The sequence below is a fragment of the Achromobacter sp. ACM01 genome (genome assembly GCF_014851745.1).
Lineage (GTDB): Bacteria > Pseudomonadota > Gammaproteobacteria > Burkholderiales > Burkholderiaceae_B > Achromobacter > Achromobacter aegrifaciens.
In genome coordinates, this window is record NZ_JACVAF010000003.1 from 608,760 (window position 1) to 624,813 (window position 16,054).

The following is a 16,054-nucleotide window of genomic DNA, read 5'->3' on the forward strand; positions in this document are numbered from 1 at the left end:
TATCAGTACCGCACGCGCAGCGAAAGCAGCGCAGCCCGGCCAGTACCCAGCGCCGCATAGTGCGCCGCATAGGCCTTGGTGTAGTACGTTTCGTCGAAAATGTTCAGCACGTTCAACTGCGCCGACATGTGGTCGTTGAATTCATACGCGGCCATGGCGTCGAAGCGCCAGTAGGAAGGCACCCAGCGCGCCTTGGGCGAGCCGTCGGCGTTCTTGGTCGCGTCCGAATTGCCGTACACCTTGTCCACGTAGTAGGCGCCGCCGCCGACCGTCAGCTTGGGCAACACCTTGTAGGTGGTCCACAGGCTGAAGGCATTGCGCGGGGTATTGGGCAGGTCCTGGCCCACGGCGCCGCTGTTGTAGGCGCCCTTGGTCATTTCGCTGTCCATGAAGGTGTAGCCGCCGAACACGTTCCACTTGGGCGTGATGCTGCCCGAGAAGCCCAGTTCGATGCCGCGCACCTTGGCTTCGCCGACCTGTGCGGTCTCGGTGGCCGAAACGGCCACGCTGGTGTTCTTGCGGATGTCCTGGAAGGCCGCCGCCGACAGCGTCAGGCGGTCATCGAACACCTGCCACTTCGTGCCCAGTTCCACCGTACGGCTCTTCTCAGGCTCGAGCGACTGGTTCGAGACGGACACGGCGTCGCTGATCGCGCTGGAGGCGATGGCCGACGGCGTGGACGAAGTGCCATACGTCGCGTAGATGGTGCCGTTGGGCGCCGGCTTGTAGGCCAAGCCAATCTGGTAGTTGAAGAGATTGTCCTCGCGGCTGGTGCTGTAGAACGCCGGGGTGCTTGCCGGGTCGTTACGGCCCTTGGCGATGTTGCTGCCGCTGGTGCGGTAGTTGTCCCAGCGCAAGCCCAGGCTGGCCTGCCATTGTTCGTTGAACTTGATCGTGTCGAAGCCGTAGAGCGCGACCGTATCCGTGTTGTAGCGCGCGGGATTGTTGTTGCGCTGCAGATGGCCAGGGTAGTAAGTACCCGGGTCCGGATCCCACAGCGAAGCGCACAGCGCCGGGTTGGCGTAGGTGTTCTTGCCATTGGCCGTGCCAGTCACGCAACCGCTGGTGCCGGCGGGAACGCCCGACTCGGTGTAGCCGTCCTTGTCTTGCTTGATATTGCTGTACTCGAAGCCCAGGTCGAACGAGTGCTTCAGGCTGCCGGTATCGAACTCGCCCGTCAGGTTGGTCTGGTTGGCGAAGCTCTTGGTGACGTAATAGCCCGACTTGAGCGCCCGGTACACCAGGCCATTCGGAATGTTGCCCTTGCTGTCGTCGGGGTTGGTCGCAGCAAAGTCGGTCGTGCCGCGGCCGTAGCGCGTCACGTTGCGCAGCTGCAGCTTGTCGGAGAAGTCGTGCTGGAAGTCCACCGTCGCAACGTCGTCGCGGGTCTTCATGAAATCGCGGCCCTTCAGGCCATAGAAGCTCTTGCGGCTCACGCCCATGGTCTCCGTCACCGGCTGACCCGTTTTCGGGTCATACGGGATGGAGTAATCCGGCATGCTGTCGTCTTGGTAGTGGTAGTAGCTCAGCGTGATGCGGGTCGGCGTGCCCACGCCCAAGGTCAGCGAGGGCGCCACGCCCCAGCGCTCGAAGTCCACCGCGTCGTCGCGGCCCGGCGCATCGCCCTTGTTGCCCATGACGTTCAAGCGGAACGCGGCCTTGTCGGCCAGGCGCCAGTTGCTGTCGATCGTCGCGCGGTAGTTGTTGTCCGTGCCGATCTGCGCCGTGGCTTCCGTGAAGTCGGCGGCCTTGGGCGTCTTGCTGACCATGTTGATGCTGCCGCCCGCGCCGCCCCGGCCCGAGTAGACCGAGTCCGGCCCCTTGATGACTTCGACCTGTTCCAGGTTGAAGGTGTCGCGCACCTGCGTGCTGGAATCGCGGATGCCGTCCAGGAAGATGCTGCCGGCGGAGTTCTGGCCACGGATGATGGGCAGGTCGCCGCCCGGGCGGCCGCCTTCGCCTGCGCCAAACGTGATGCCGGGGGAGTTGCGCAGGACGTCCTGCAGCGTGGACGCGGCCTGGTCCTGGATCACCTGCTTCGGCACGACCTGCACCGTGCGCGGGGTGTCCAGCAGAGGCGCCGTGAACTTCGGCGACTGCGCCGTGGAGGTCTGGTACGACGACCCCTCACCCTCCACGCGCACGGGCGCAAGTTGCGTCACGCCCGAATCCGCGGATTGGGCGGCGGCGTACGGGCTGATGAACAACGCGGGGGCCGCGATCGCGGCGGCCAGGGAGGTAGTGAGCGTATTCAGCGAATACGTATCTTGGGGCTTCAAACCAGCTTCTCCGAATGTGAATAGCAACGATTCTTGTTTTTTTAACGTTTGCGATTCTGAACTCAGCGGCTGAATGAAACCTGAATGAAAGACCCAAACCCATCCAAAAGATGAAAAAACAACACCATAAGCGGGTTATCCCCCACAGGTCTTCGCAGGAATCCCGACGGGTATCCGCTAGAGCAAGATGCCGGGCAGCCCCACCCTCCCGAATACCCGCGAACGGGCAAAGAAAGGTATCAGTAAGCTCAGACGACACAGGCTAAGGTCCTTCATGCACCTGCGAAAAAAAACGCCCCACAGGGCGTTTTTCTTGCATGAACCATGCCTGCCTTCAGGTGCGCAGGCGCGGGTGCCGTTTGAACAGATAACGGTACACGAACCCCGGATAAGCCAGCACCAGATACAGGCTCAGGGTGATCGCGTAGAACTCCCAGGTCTGGGAAAACCGGTTGCCCAGCGTGGATTCGAACGCGAAACCGAGCGCGCCGACGATGGCGTAGAACACCAACACTTCGATCAGGCGCATCCAGAACGGCTTGACTGCCGCCACTCCGCCCTGCTTCCAGGGCATGACGGCGAAAACCCGCTCCGTCAGGAACGGGAGATTCGCGCTGACCAGGGCCAGCGCGATCAGCAGCCATACCGCCAGAGTCTGGTTCATGGCCCCGTTTTCCGCTTACAGGCTGAGCGAGCTGCGGATGGCCTGCACGCACAGGGCCATCAGGCCGCCCGGCAGGATGCCCAGGATCAGGATCAGTGCGCCGTTGACCGACAGCACGCCGCGCTGGCCGCAGGTGGCGACCATCGGCGCGGCATCGGCGGCCGGCTCGTCGAAGTAAACGACCTTGACCACGCGCAGGTAGTAGAACGCGCCGATCAGCGAGAACAGCACCGCGATCACGGCCAGCGTCACGTGGCCGGCGCTGACCAGCGCCTGCAGCACTGCCAGCTTGGCGTAGAAGCCCACCAGCGGCGGAATGCCGGCCAGCGAGAACATCAGCAGCAGCACGATGGCGGCATGCCAGGGGCTGCGGCGGTTCAGGCCCTTCAGGTCGTCGATGTGTTCGCACTCGAAACCTTGGCGCGACAGCAGCAGCACGATGCCGAAGCTCGCCAGCGTGGTCAGCACGTAGGTCAGCATGTAGAACAGCGAGGCGCCGTAGGCGGCCGACGACAGTTCCGGCTTGCCCGCGACCGAACCGGACATCAGGCCCAGCAGCACGAAGCCCATATGCGAGATGGTCGAGTAGGCCAGCATGCGCTTGAAGTTGGTCTGCGCGATGGCCGTCAGGTTACCGATGGCCAGCGACAGCACCGCCAGGATCATCAGCATCGGCTGCCAGTCGGCGGCCAGGCCGTGCAGGCCATCGACCAGCAGGCGCAGCGTGATGGCGAATGCAGCCAGCTTGGGCGCGCCGCCCAGGATCAGGGTGACGGCGGTGGGCGAACCTTGGTAGACGTCCGGAACCCACATGTGGAACGGCACGGCGCCGAGCTTGAACGCCAGGCCCGACACCAGGAACACGATGCCGAACACCAGGGCCAGCTTCTCGGCCTTGCCCGCGGCGATGACCTTGGACACTTCGGCCAGATCCAGGTGGCCGGTGGCGCCGTAGATCATGGACATGCCGTACAGCAGGAAGCCCGAGGCCAGCGCGCCCAGCACGAAGTACTTCATGGCGGCTTCGGTGGCGACGACGTTGTCGCGGCGCAGCGCGATCAGCGCGTACAGCGCCAGCGACATCAGCTCCAGGCCCAGGTAGATGGAGATCAGGTTCCCGGAGGAGATCATGACCATCTGGCCCAGCAGGGCGAACAGCGTCAGGACGTAGAGTTCGCCGCCGCGCATCATGTCGCGCAATTGCGCGTAGACGCGGCCATAGACCAGGGTCGCGGCCACGGCGATGTAGGACGCGATCTTGAGCAGATGCGACAGTTCGTCGGTAACGTACAGGCCGTTGAAGGTCGAACCAACAACGCCGTTCTTCCATTGCAGGGCCGACACGACGGTCAGCACGCCCAATGCAAGCATGGTCAGCAGAAACGTCGGCTTGCGCTCGGGGTGATTGCTGACCGCGTCGACGAGCAGGATAGCCAGGCCGAAAACCAGCAGGAGGATTTCCGGTGTCGCCAGGGCGAAATCGATTTGGGATTGCATCATTGTCTTGTCTTACAGTTTCGAGACGGCAACGTGTTGCAGCAGGGCCTCCACCGAAACGTGCATCACGTCGGTAAAGGGCTTGGGATAGATCCCCATGTACAACACGGCGATCGCCATCACGCCAAGAATCACAAACTCGCGGCGGTTGATATCGGTCAGCTCGCGCACGTGGTCGTTGGCGACGTCGCCCAGGACCACACGCTTGACCATCCACAGCGAATACGAAGCGCCCAGAATCAGCGCGGTCGCCGCCAGCAGGCCGATCCAGAAGTTGTGCTCGACCGCGCCCATGATCACCATGAACTCGCCAACGAAACCGCTGGTGGCCGGCAGGCCGCTGTTGGCCATCGAGAACAGGATGAAGAAGGTGGCGAAACGCGGCATGACGTTGACCACGCCGCCGTAGTCGGCGATGCGGCGCGAGTGCATGCGGTCATAGAGCACGCCGATACACATGAACATGGCGCCCGACACGAAGCCGTGCGAGATCATCTGCACGATGGCGCCTTCGACGCCGGCCGTGTTGAAGATGAAGAAACCCAGCGTCACGAAACCCATGTGGGCGACGGACGAATAGGCCACCAGCTTCTTCATGTCGTCCTGGACGATCGCGACCAGGCCGATGTAGATCACGGCGACCAAAGACAGCGTGATCATCAGGCCGGCCAGGCTGTGCGAGGCGTCGGGAGCGATCGGCAGCGAGAAGCGCAGGAAACCGTAGGCGCCCAGCTTCAGCATGATCGCGGCCAGCACGATGGAGCCGCCGGTGGGAGCTTCGACGTGAGCGTCGGGCAACCACGTGTGGACCGGCCACATCGGCACCTTGACGGCAAAGGCCGCCAACAGGGCCACGAAGATCAGGATCTGCGGGGTGTAGCCCAGCTTGGTCTGCTGCCAGGTCAGGATGTCGAACGAGCCGCCCGACACGTTCCACAGGTACACGAAGGCGACCAGCGTCAGCAGCGAGCCCATCAGCGTGTACAGGAAGAACTTGAACGCCGCGTACACGCGGTTCGGGCCGCCCCAGACGCCGATGATGATGTACATCGGGATCAGCGTGGCTTCGAAGAACACGTAGAACAGCATGCCGTCCAGCGCGCAGAACACGCCCACCATCAGACCCGACAGGATCAGGAAGGCGGCCATGTACTGGGACACGCGGCTGGTGATGACTTCCCAGCCGGCCAGCACCACGATGATGGTGATGAAGGCGGTCAGGAGCACGAACCACATCGAGATGCCGTCGATGCCCAGGTGGTAATTGACGTTGAAGGCCTCGATCCAGGAGGTCTTCTCCACGAACTGCATCTTGGCCGTGGTGGAGTCGAAACCGGTGTACAGCGGGATCGTGACGAGGAAACCGGCGATTGAGCCGACGAGCGACAAGCCGCGCGTCAGGCCGGGACGGTCGTCACGGCCCACCGCCAGCACCAGCAGGCCGAATACGATCGGGACAAAGATCGCAAGCGTGAGCCAGGGGAAAGTGTTGGATGCCATCTCGCTTGCCATCATTGGGGAATCAGCACAAAGAAAGTCACCAGCGCCATGATGCCGATGATCATCGCGAACGCGTAGTGATAGATGAAGCCGGACTGCAGGTGACGGCTGACCGCTGCCACCCAGCCCACCACACGGGCGCTGCCGTTGATCAGCAGGCCGTCGATGATGCCGCGGTCACCGGTCTGCCACAGGCCACGGCCCAGGCAGCGCAAGCCACGGGCGATGATCTGCTCGTTGACCCAATCCACGTAGTACTTGTTCTCGAGCACCTTGTTGATGCCGGACAGGCTGGACTGGATCTTGGCCGGAACCTTGGGATTGATCAGGTAGCAGTACCAGGCGATGACCGCGCCAGCCACGACCAGCCAGAACGGAACCGTCTGGAAGGCGTGCAGGCCGAAGGCCACCCAGCCGTGCCACTCTTCATGCAGCTCGTGCATGGCGGGATGCTGCGGCAGGACCTTGATGACGCCGTCGAAGAACTTGCCGAACAGCATCGGATCGACCACCAGGGCGCCGATGATGACCGACGGGATCGCCAGCAGCACCAGCGGCAGCGTGACCACCCAGGGCGACTCATGCGGCTTGCCGCCATGATGGCCGTGGTCGTCGTGGCCGTGATCGTCGTGGCCATGACCATGGCCGTGGTCGCTGGTGTCGAAACGTTCCTTGCCGTGGAAGACCAGGAAGTACACGCGGAACGAGTACAGCGAGGTCACGAACACGCCGATCAGGGTCGAGTAGTACGCGAAGTTCGCGCCCCAGACGTTTGCGGCGCCGGCGGCCTCGATGATGTGTTCCTTCGAGTAGAAGCCCGAGAAGAACGGCGTGCCGACCAGGGCCAGCGTGCCCAGCAGGAAGGTGATCCAGGTGATGGGCATGTACTTGCGCAGGCCGCCCATGTTGCGGATGTCCTGGTCATGGTGCATGCCGATGATGACGGAGCCAGCGCCCAGGAACAGCAGCGCCTTGAAGAACGCGTGCGTCATCAGGTGGAAGATCGCGACCGAGTAGGCCGAAGCGCCCAGCGCGACCGTCATGTAGCCCAGCTGCGACAGCGTGGAATACGCGACCACGCGCTTGATGTCGTTCTGGATGATGCCCAGGATGCCCAGGAACAGCGCGCCGATGGCGCCGATCACGATGATGAAGGACAGCGCCACGTCGGACAGTTCGAACAGCGGCGAGAAACGCGCGACCATGAAGATGCCGGCCGTCACCATGGTGGCGGCGTGGATCAGCGCGGAAATCGGGGTCGGGCCTTCCATCGAGTCAGGCAGCCAGGCGTGCAGCGGAACCTGGGCCGATTTGCCCATGGCGCCGATGAACAGGCAGATGCAGGCGACCGTCAGCAGCATCCAGTCGGAACCGGGCAGCGTCAGCGTGGCCAGCTTGTCGGCCTGGGCGAAGACTTCGCCGTAATGCATGGTGCCGGCGTAAGCGAACAGCAGGCCGATGCCCAGCACGAAGCCGAAGTCGCCGACGCGGTTGATCAGGAACGCCTTCATGTTGGCGAAGATCGCCGTGGGACGGGTGTACCAGAAGCCGATCAGCAGGTACGACACCAGGCCCACCGCTTCCCAGCCGAAGAACAGCTGCACCATGTTGTTCGACATCACCAGCATGAGCATGGAGAACGTGAACAGCGAGATGTACGAGAAGAAGCGCTGGTAGCCGGGATCATCCGCCATGTAGCCGATGGTGTAGATGTGCACCATCAGCGACACGGAAGTCACCACGACCATCATCATGGCCGACAGAGGATCGATCAGGAAGCCGATTTCCAGCTTGGTCTGGCCGATCAGGCTCCAGGTGTAGACCGCGCCGTCGAAGCGCAGGCCGTTGAGCACGTCGTTCAGCACCACCACCGAACCGATGGTGGAGATGAGCACGCCCAGGATGGTGATCATGTGCGAAGCACGGCGGCCGATGGGACGGCCCAGGAACCCGGTGCCGAAGAGGCCCGCGAGAATCGCCCCGGCCAGCGGAGCCAGCGCGATGAGCAAGTAGAGATTGGGTGAGCTAGACATTTTCTTCCAATACCCCGTCAGCCCTTCAGGCGATCGAGTTCGTCAACGTTGATCGTGTTCAGGTTGCGGAACAGCAGCACCAGGATGGCCAGGCCGATCGCCGCTTCGGCGGCGGCCACGGTCAGGATGAAGAACACGAACACCTGGCCGGCGGTATCGCCGAACCAGCTGGAGAACGCCACGAAGTTCATGTTGACGGCCAGGAGCACGAGCTCGATGGACATCAGGAGAATGATCAGGTTGCGGCGGTTCAGGAAGATGCCGAAGATCCCGATGGCGAACAGGATCGCCCCGAGGATCAGGTAGTGGGCCAGCGTCAGCGTCATTTTTGTTCTCCTTGGGGCGCGGCGGCGGTCGGGGTGCCGTTCTGCGCCTGGGCACGCTCGCTCTGGGCGGGCATGCTCACCATGCGGTAACGGTCCTTCGAGCGCACGCGGACGGCGGCCACCGGGTCGTTGTACTTCACGTCGCGGCGGCGGCGCAGGGTCAGCGCGATGGCGGCGACCATGCCGACCAGCAGCAGCGCGGCGCCCACTTCAATGGCGTAGATGTACTGGGTGTACATGGCCTCGCCCAGCGCGCGGGCGTTGTTGTAGTCGCCGGCAACCGGGGCTTGCGGGCCCGCGCCGTACCAGGTCGAACCCAGCACGAAGGCCATTTCGACCACCATCACCAGGCCGATGACCAGGCCCAGCGGCAGGTAGGTCTTCATGCCCTGGCGCAGGGCATCCATGCGGATGTCCAGCATCATCACGACGAAGAGGAAAAGCACCATCACGGCGCCCACGTACACCAGCACCAGCAGCAGCGCCAGGAACTCGGCGCCAAGCAGCATCCACAGCATGGCCGCGTTGACGAAGGCCAGGATCAGGTGCAGGACGGCGGTGACCGGGCTGCGCGCGGTGATCACGCGGAACGCCGCGATCACCAGCACGGCGGCCAGTATGTAAAACAGGACAGTGGTAAAAGTCATGGATCAGGTCCTGGGCTTCAACGATAGGGAGCGTCTTCGGCCCGGCGGCGGGCGATGTCGGCTTCGTAGCGGTCGCCCACGGCGAGCAGCATGTCTTTGGTGAAATACAGGTCGCCGCGCTTTTCACCGTGGTATTCGTGGATGTGCGTTTCCACGATGGAGTCCACGGGGCAGCTTTCCTCACAGAAGCCGCAGAAAATGCACTTGGTCAGGTCGATGTCGTAACGCGTGGTGCGGCGGGTACCGTCATCGCGCTGGTCCGACTCGATGGTGATCGCCAGCGCGGGGCACACGGCTTCGCACAGCTTGCATGCGATGCAGCGCTCTTCCCCGTTGGGGTAGCGGCGCAGCGCATGCAGGCCGCGGAAACGCGGCGACGCAGGCGTCTTTTCCTGGGGGTAGCGCAAGGTGACCTTGCGCTTGAAGAAATACTTGCCCGTCAGGCGCATGCCCTTGAGCAATTCGGTCAGCATCAGACTGCCGAAGAAATCCTTGATCGCTTCCATATCCTGCCTCTGCCTGGCGGCTTAGCGCCAAATGTTCCAGGGCGTCTGCATCCAGATCGCCACCACGACCAGCCAAACGCCGGTCAGCGGGATGAAGATTTTCCAACCCAAGCGCATGATCTGGTCATAGCGGTAACGCGGGAACGACGCGCGGAACCACACGAACAACGAGACCACGACGAACGTCTTGAGACCCAGCCAGATCCAACCCGGAATCCAGGTCAGCGGCGCGATGTCGATCGGGGAAGCCCAGCCGCCCAGGAACATGATCGAGGCCATGCAGGACAGCAGGATCATGTTGGCGTATTCGCCCAGGAAGAACAGCGCGAACGCCATGCCCGAGTATTCGACCATGTGGCCGGCCACGATTTCCGATTCGCCTTCGACCACGTCGAACGGGTGGCGGTTGGTTTCGGCCACGGCCGAAATCACGTAGATCACGAACAACGGCAAGAGCGGCAGCCAGTTCCAGGACAGGAACGTCAGGCCCTTGTCGGCAAACCAGCCGCGGTTCTGCACGTGCACGATCTCGGACATGTTCAGGCTGCCGGACACCAGCAGCACCGTCACCAGCACGAAGCCGATGGCCAGTTCGTAGGACAGCATCTGCGCGGAAGCGCGCAGCGCGCCCAGGAAGGCGTACTTGGAGTTCGACGCCCAACCCGCGACGATCACGCCATACACGCCCACGGACGTGATGGCCATGATGTACAGCAGGCCGGCGTTGACGTTGGCCAGGACCACGTCGGGACCGAACGGCACCACCGCCCAGGCCGCCAGGGCCGGCATCAGCGTGACCACCGGGGCCACGATGAACAGCACCTTGTTGGCCTGCGACGGAACCACCACTTCCTTGGTCAGCAGCTTGAACACGTCGGCGAACGGCTGCAGCAGCCCCTTGAAGCCGACGCGGTTCGGACCCATGCGCACGTGCATGGCGCCGATCATCTTGCGTTCCCAGTAGGTCAGGTACGCCACGCACAGAATGATGGGCACGGCGATGACCACAATCTTGACGAGGGTCCAGAGGACCATCCAGACCGTCGGGCCCAGCAATGCCGTACCCTGGCTCTCAAGAACATTAAGCCATTCCATCAGGCACGCTCCACGCTGATTTGACCGAATGCGCCACCCAGGGCTGCGGTGTTTTCAAAGGCTGCGGAGATGCGCACGGCGCGGTCGGCCACGGCATCGTCCTGCACGGTTTCGAGTTCGACGGCGCCCTGCCCGCTCGACACGCGCACCTTGACGCCGGCCGTCAGGCCCAGGCTGGTGAGCGTGCGGCCGTTCATGGCGGCAGCCGGCTTCTTCGAGGCCGGGGCCGCTTGCAGCGGCTCCGAGCGGCGAACCATCGCGTCGGTGCGGTAGATCGGCACGTCGGCGACGCGCTCCAGGCCGCTGGCGGCCTGGCCCAGGCCCAGCGGGGCCTTGATCTCGTTGGACAGGCGGCCTTCGATGCCGCCAGCCAGCACGGCGTCGCGCACGGACTCGGAAGTCTCGTCGTCAAAGCCAGCCAGATGCAGGACGTTGCCCAGCACGCGCAGGACCTTCCAGCCCGGACGGGTCTGGCCGAACGGCGTGACCGTGCCCTTGAAGCTCTGGGCCAGGCCTTGCGCGTTGACGTAGGTGCCCGAGGTTTCGGTGAACGGCGACACCGGCAGCATGACGTCGGCCCATTCGGCGGCGGCCGAACGGTAAGGCGTCAGGGCCACGGCGAACTGCGCGCCGCGCAGCGCGGCGATGGCTTGCTGGCCGTTGTCGGCATCCAACAGCGGCTCGGCGTGCAGGACCACGTAGGCCTTCAGCGGCTCGGCCAGCATGGCGGCTGCGTTCTTGCCGCCCTTGCCCGGAATGGCGCCGGCCAGGTAACCGCCGACGGTGTTGCCGCCGGAGGTCAGGAAACCGAACTTGCCGCCGGCCAACTCAGCCACGGCGCGGCCGTTGGCGGCCAGGGTCGAGGCCTGGGCGCTGGCCACTGCCAGGTTGCCCATCAGCACGGCGGTGTTGGCGCCGGAAGCCAGGCTGGCAGCGATGAGCTTAGCGTTTTCGCCGGGCGTGACCGAGGCGAACTCGGCCGGCACGGCCTGTTCCTTGGCCTGGGCCAAGGCGACTGCCACTTCGGCCAGCGCGCGCGCCAGCTCGGACGGAGCCACGGTGATACGGGCAGCCACGGGCATCAGGGGATCGTCGGCAGCGCTGTCGACCATCAGGATCTGCGTGCCGCGCTTGGCAGCTTGGCGCAGACGCTGCGCCATCAGCGGATGATCCTTGCGCAGGAAGGAACCGACCACCAGGACGCGATCCAGGTTGTCGAGTTCGGCGATGGGCATGCCCAGCCACGGCGCGCCGGTCAGGGCGGCGTCGAAGGCGGCATCGGTCTGGCGCAGGCGGAAGTCGATGTTTTCGGAACCCAGCGCGCGGACCAGGCGGCCCAGCAGCGCGTATTCCTCGGTGGTGGCGTATTCGGACGCCAGGGCGCCGATCTGGCCGGCGCCGAAGCTGTCGCGCACGCGGGACAGGCCCTGGGCCACGGCGGCAAGCGCGTCGCTCCAGGAGGCTTCCTGCCACTTGCCGTCGGTACCCTTGATCATCGGGGCCGACAGGCGGTCTTCGCTGTTCAGGCCTTCATACGAGAAGCGGTCGCGGTCGCTGATCCAGCACTCGTTGACGGCTTCGTCTTCGAACGGAACCACGCGCATGACGCGGTCGCCCTTGACCTGGACCACCAGGTTGGCGCCCAGGCTGTCGTGCGGGCTGACCGAACGGCGGCGAGCCAGTTCCCAGGTGCGCGCGCTGTAGCGGAAGGGCTTGGAGGTCAGCGCGCCCACCGGACAGATGTCGATCATGTTGCCCGACAGTTCGGACTCGATCGAGCGGCCGACGAAGGTCGTGATCTCGGAGTGTTCGCCACGGCCCAGCATGCCCAGTTCCATGACGCCGGCGATTTCCTGGCCGAAGCGCACACAGCGGGTGCAGTGGATGCAGCGGCTCATTTCCTCGGCGGAAACCAGCGGGCCCAGGTCCTTGTGGAAGACCACGCGCTTTTCTTCCTGGTAACGCGAGGAAGAACCGCCGTAGCCCACGGCCAGGTCCTGCAGCTGGCATTCGCCGCCCTGATCGCAGATCGGGCAGTCGAGCGGGTGATTGATGAGCAAGAATTCCATCACCGACTTCTGAGCGGCGCGAGCCTTCTCGGAGCAGGTGTGGACGACCATGCCGTTGGTCACGGGCGTGGCGCAGGCGGGCAGCGCCTTGGGCGCCTTTTCCACTTCAACCAGGCACATGCGGCAGTTGGCCGCGATGGACAGTTTCTTGTGGTAGCAGAAATGCGGCACGTAAAGCCCGACTTTCTGGGCGGCATGCATGACCATGCTGCCTTCGGGCACTTCGACCTTGTTGCCGTCGACGGTTAGTTCAACCATTGCTGTTCCTGAGACCTACAGATATTGCGGGACCACACAAGACTTGTGCTCGATGTGGTGCGCGAATTCGTCGCGAAAATGCTTGAGAAAGCCACGGACGGGCATGGCGGCGGCGTCACCCAGGGCGCAGATGGTGCGGCCCATGATGTTGCCCGCCACGTTGTCCAGCAAGTCCAGATCTTCCGGACGGCCGTGACCGTTTTCGATGCGATGCACCATGCGGTAGAGCCAGCCGGTGCCTTCGCGGCACGGCGTGCACTGGCCGCAGCTTTCTTCGAAATAGAAGTACGACAGGCGCAGGAGCGACTTCACCATGCAACGCGTTTCGTCCATGACGATCACGGCGCCCGAGCCCAGCATCGAGCCGGCCTTGGCGATGGAGTCATAGTCCATCGTGCATTCCATGATGATGTCGGCCGGCAGCACCGGCGCGCTCGAACCGCCGGGAATCACGGCCTTCAGCTTCTTGCCGCCGCGCATGCCGCCCGCCAGCTCCAGGAGCTTCGAGAACGGAGTGCCCAGCGGGATCTCGTAGTTGCCGGGACGCTCGACGTCGCCGGTGATCGAGAACAGCTTGGTGCCGCCGTTGTTCGGCTTGCCGACTTCGAGGTAGGCCTGGCCGCCGTTGCGGATGATCCAGGGCACCGCCGCGAACGTCTCGGTGTTGTTGATGGTGGTGGGCTTGCCGTACAGGCCGAAGCTGGCCGGGAACGGCGGCTTGAAGCGCGGCTGGCCCTTCTTGCCTTCCAGCGATTCCAGCAGCGCGGTTTCTTCGCCACAGATGTAGGCGCCATAGCCATGGAACGCGTGCAGCTGGAAGCTGAAATCCGAACCCAGCAGCTTGTCGCCCAGGAAGCCGGCGGCGCGCGCCTCTTCCAGCGCTTCTTCGAAGCGCTCGTAGACTTCGAAGATTTCGCCGTGGATGTAGTTGTAGCCGACGCTGATGCCCATGGCGTAGGCCGCGATCGCCATGCCTTCAATCACGATGTGCGGATTGAAGCGCAGGATATCGCGGTCCTTGAACGTGCCAGGCTCGCCTTCGTCGGAGTTGCAGACCAAGTACTTCTGGCCCGGGAAGGCGCGCGGCATGAAGCTCCACTTCAGGCCAGTCGGGAAGCCCGCGCCGCCGCGGCCGCGCAGGCCGGAGGCCTTGACCTCGGCGATCACGTCTTCCGGCTTCATGCCGGTGGTCAGGATCTTCTTCAGGGCTTCGTAGCCGCCGCGCTTGACGTAGTCGGCCAGGCGCCAGTTGGCGCCGTCGACGTCAGCCAGGATCTGCGGCTGGATGTGCCGGCCATGCAGGCACATCGAATTGGAAACATCGTTCAGCGGGTTGGGGTCCAGCCCCTGCGCGAACTGTTTGTACAGGTCGGGCGCGTTCATGCCGACTCTCCTTGCACCTTGAGGGCCGCGACCAGCGCGTCCAGCTTCTCTTCGGTCATGCGCACGCACATATGCTTGTTGTTCACGATCAGCACGGGCGAGTCACCGCAAGCGCCCATGCACTCGCCTTCCACCAGCGTGAACTGGCCGTCGGGAGTAGTGCCGCGGTAATCGACGCCCAGCTTGCGCTTGAGGTAGTCGCCGGCGCGTTCGCCGTCGCGCAAGGCACAGGGCAGGTTCGTGCAGACGGCGATCTTGTTCTTGCCGACGGGCTTGACGTCGAACATGTTGTAGAAGGTGGCGACTTCCTGGACCGCGATGGGCGGAACGCCAATGTAGTTGGCCACATCTTCAATGATTTCGGTAGCCAACCAGCCCTTCTCTTCTTGCGCGATGGCAAGCGAGGCCATGATGGCGGACTGCCGCTGGTCGCCCGGGAACTTCGCGAGTTCTCGGTCGATTTTCTGGTAGGCCTGTTCGGAAAGCAGCATAGTTTGAATCCGGGTTATGCGGGCGTGCTCGTGACTGTCTGGGCGGATCAGCGATCGATCTCGCCGAAAACGATGTCCTGCGTGCCAATGATGGTGACGGCGTCGGCAATCATGTGACCGCGCGACATTTCATCCAGCGATTGCAGGTGGACGAAGCCGGGGGCCCGAATCTTCAGGCGGTAAGGCTTGTTGGCGCCGTCGGACACCATATAGATGCCGAATTCGCCCTTGGGGTGTTCCACCGAGGCGTACGCTTCACCGGGAGGCACGTGGAAACCTTCAGTGAAGAGCTTGAAGTGATGGATCAGCTCTTCCATGTTGGTCTTCATGGCGGTGCGCTTGGGCGGGGCGATCTTGTGGTTCTCGATCATGACCGGGCCCGGGTTGTTGCGCAGCCATTCCACGCACTGGCGGATGATGCGGTTGCTCTCACGCATTTCGGCGATACGGACCAGATAGCGGTCATAGCAGTCGCCATTGACACCCACGGGGATGTCGAAATCGAGCAGGTCGTAGACTTCGTAGGGCTGCATCTTGCGCAGGTCCCAGGCCACGCCGGAACCGCGCAGCATCGGGCCGGTGAAACCCAGCGCCTTGGCGCGATCGGGGTCGACCACGCCGATGCCCACCAGACGCTGCTTCCAGATGCGGTTGTCGGTCAGCAGAGTTTCGTACTCGTCGACGCAAGCCGGGAAGCGGTTGGTGAAGTCTTCGATGAAATCCAGCAGCGAACCCGAACGCGCGTCGTTCATGGCGCGCACTTCCTTGTCGCCGCGGTACTTGCTGGTGTCGCCGTATTGCGGCATCGAGTCCGGCAGGTCGCGGTAGACGCCGCCCGGACGGTAGTAGGCCGCGTGCATGCGCGCGCCCGAAACCGCTTCGTAGCAGTCCATCAGGTCTTCGCGTTCACGGAAGGCGTAAAGGAACACCGCCATGGCGCCCACGTCCAGCGCGTGCGAACCCAGCGACATCAGGTGGTTCAGCAGACGGGTGATCTCGTCGAACATCACGCGGATGTACTGCGCGCGCAGCGGCGCTTCGACGCCCAGCAGCTTCTCGATGGCCATGACGTAGGCGTGCTCGTTGCACATCATGGACACGTAGTCCAGGCGGTCCATGTAGGGCAGCGCCTGGATGTAGGTCTTGTGTTCGGCCAGTTTTTCGGTGGCGCGGTGCAGCAGGCCGATGTGCGGGTCGGCGCGCTGGATCACTTCGCCGTCGAGCTCGAGCACCAGGCGCAGCACACCGTGCGCAGCCGGGTGCTGGGGACCGAAGTTGAGCGTGTAGTTCTTGATTTCTGCCATGA

At 63.6% G+C, this 16,054-nt stretch carries 13 protein-coding genes; all 13 read right to left on the reverse strand.

The window, feature by feature from the left end; all coding sequences use genetic code 11:
* Window positions 1-2: 2 nt before the first annotated feature.
* Window positions 3-2,279: a TonB-dependent siderophore receptor gene (locus IB268_RS17565; RefSeq protein ID WP_192354571.1), complete on the reverse strand. Its 2,277-nt coding sequence runs from the start codon at window positions 2,277-2,279 to the stop codon at window positions 3-5.
* A gap of 334 nt (window positions 2,280-2,613) precedes the next feature.
* The gene (locus IB268_RS17570) at window positions 2,614-2,943 is read right to left on the reverse strand and encodes a DUF2818 family protein (protein WP_054450498.1); all 330 of its coding nucleotides are present in this window, start codon (window positions 2,941-2,943) and stop codon (window positions 2,614-2,616) included.
* Window positions 2,944-2,958: 15 nt separating this feature from the next.
* Window positions 2,959-4,443: an NADH-quinone oxidoreductase subunit NuoN gene (nuoN, locus tag IB268_RS17575; protein WP_119449060.1), complete on the reverse strand. Its 1,485-nt coding sequence runs from the start codon at window positions 4,441-4,443 to the stop codon at window positions 2,959-2,961.
* A 9-nt stretch (window positions 4,444-4,452) separates the two neighbouring features.
* On the reverse strand, window positions 4,453-5,955 hold the full coding sequence (locus IB268_RS17580; protein WP_054450494.1) for an NADH-quinone oxidoreductase subunit M: 1,503 nt from the start codon (window positions 5,953-5,955) through the stop codon (window positions 4,453-4,455).
* Window positions 5,952-7,973, reverse strand: coding sequence for an NADH-quinone oxidoreductase subunit L (gene nuoL, locus IB268_RS17585; RefSeq protein WP_054450492.1), 2,022 nt, complete (start codon window positions 7,971-7,973; stop codon window positions 5,952-5,954). The genes IB268_RS17580 and nuoL overlap by 4 nt, the downstream gene beginning before the upstream one ends.
* 17 nt (window positions 7,974-7,990) lie before the next feature.
* Window positions 7,991-8,299 (reverse strand): NADH-quinone oxidoreductase subunit NuoK, encoded by a 309-nt coding sequence (gene nuoK, locus IB268_RS17590; RefSeq protein WP_006217969.1) that lies wholly within the window; start codon window positions 8,297-8,299, stop codon window positions 7,991-7,993.
* Entirely contained in the window at window positions 8,296-8,946 is a 651-nt protein-coding gene (locus IB268_RS17595; protein ID WP_054450491.1) for an NADH-quinone oxidoreductase subunit J, read from the reverse strand. Before IB268_RS17595 ends, nuoK begins: the two co-directional genes overlap by 4 nt.
* A 17-nt stretch (window positions 8,947-8,963) precedes the next feature.
* Window positions 8,964-9,452, reverse strand: a complete 489-nt coding sequence (gene nuoI / locus IB268_RS17600) for an NADH-quinone oxidoreductase subunit NuoI (protein WP_008161196.1) — start codon at window positions 9,450-9,452, stop codon at window positions 8,964-8,966.
* 21 nt (window positions 9,453-9,473) lie between these two features.
* A complete protein-coding gene (nuoH, locus tag IB268_RS17605) occupies window positions 9,474-10,547 on the reverse strand; it encodes an NADH-quinone oxidoreductase subunit NuoH (RefSeq protein ID WP_054450490.1) in 1,074 nt (357 codons plus the stop codon).
* Entirely contained in the window at window positions 10,547-12,874 is a 2,328-nt protein-coding gene (nuoG, locus tag IB268_RS17610) for an NADH-quinone oxidoreductase subunit NuoG (protein ID WP_054450489.1), read from the reverse strand. The genes nuoH and nuoG overlap by 1 nt, the downstream gene beginning before the upstream one ends.
* A 15-nt stretch (window positions 12,875-12,889) precedes the next feature.
* Window positions 12,890-14,257, reverse strand: a complete 1,368-nt coding sequence (gene nuoF, locus IB268_RS17615; protein WP_054450485.1) for an NADH-quinone oxidoreductase subunit NuoF — start codon at window positions 14,255-14,257, stop codon at window positions 12,890-12,892.
* On the reverse strand, window positions 14,254-14,748 hold the full coding sequence (gene nuoE, locus IB268_RS17620) for an NADH-quinone oxidoreductase subunit NuoE (RefSeq protein ID WP_054450483.1): 495 nt from the start codon (window positions 14,746-14,748) through the stop codon (window positions 14,254-14,256). The genes nuoF and nuoE overlap by 4 nt, the downstream gene beginning before the upstream one ends.
* Before the next feature lie 47 nt (window positions 14,749-14,795).
* Window positions 14,796-16,052, reverse strand: coding sequence for an NADH-quinone oxidoreductase subunit D (locus IB268_RS17625; protein ID WP_054450482.1), 1,257 nt, complete (start codon window positions 16,050-16,052; stop codon window positions 14,796-14,798).
* Between the last annotated feature and the right edge of the window lie 2 nt (window positions 16,053-16,054).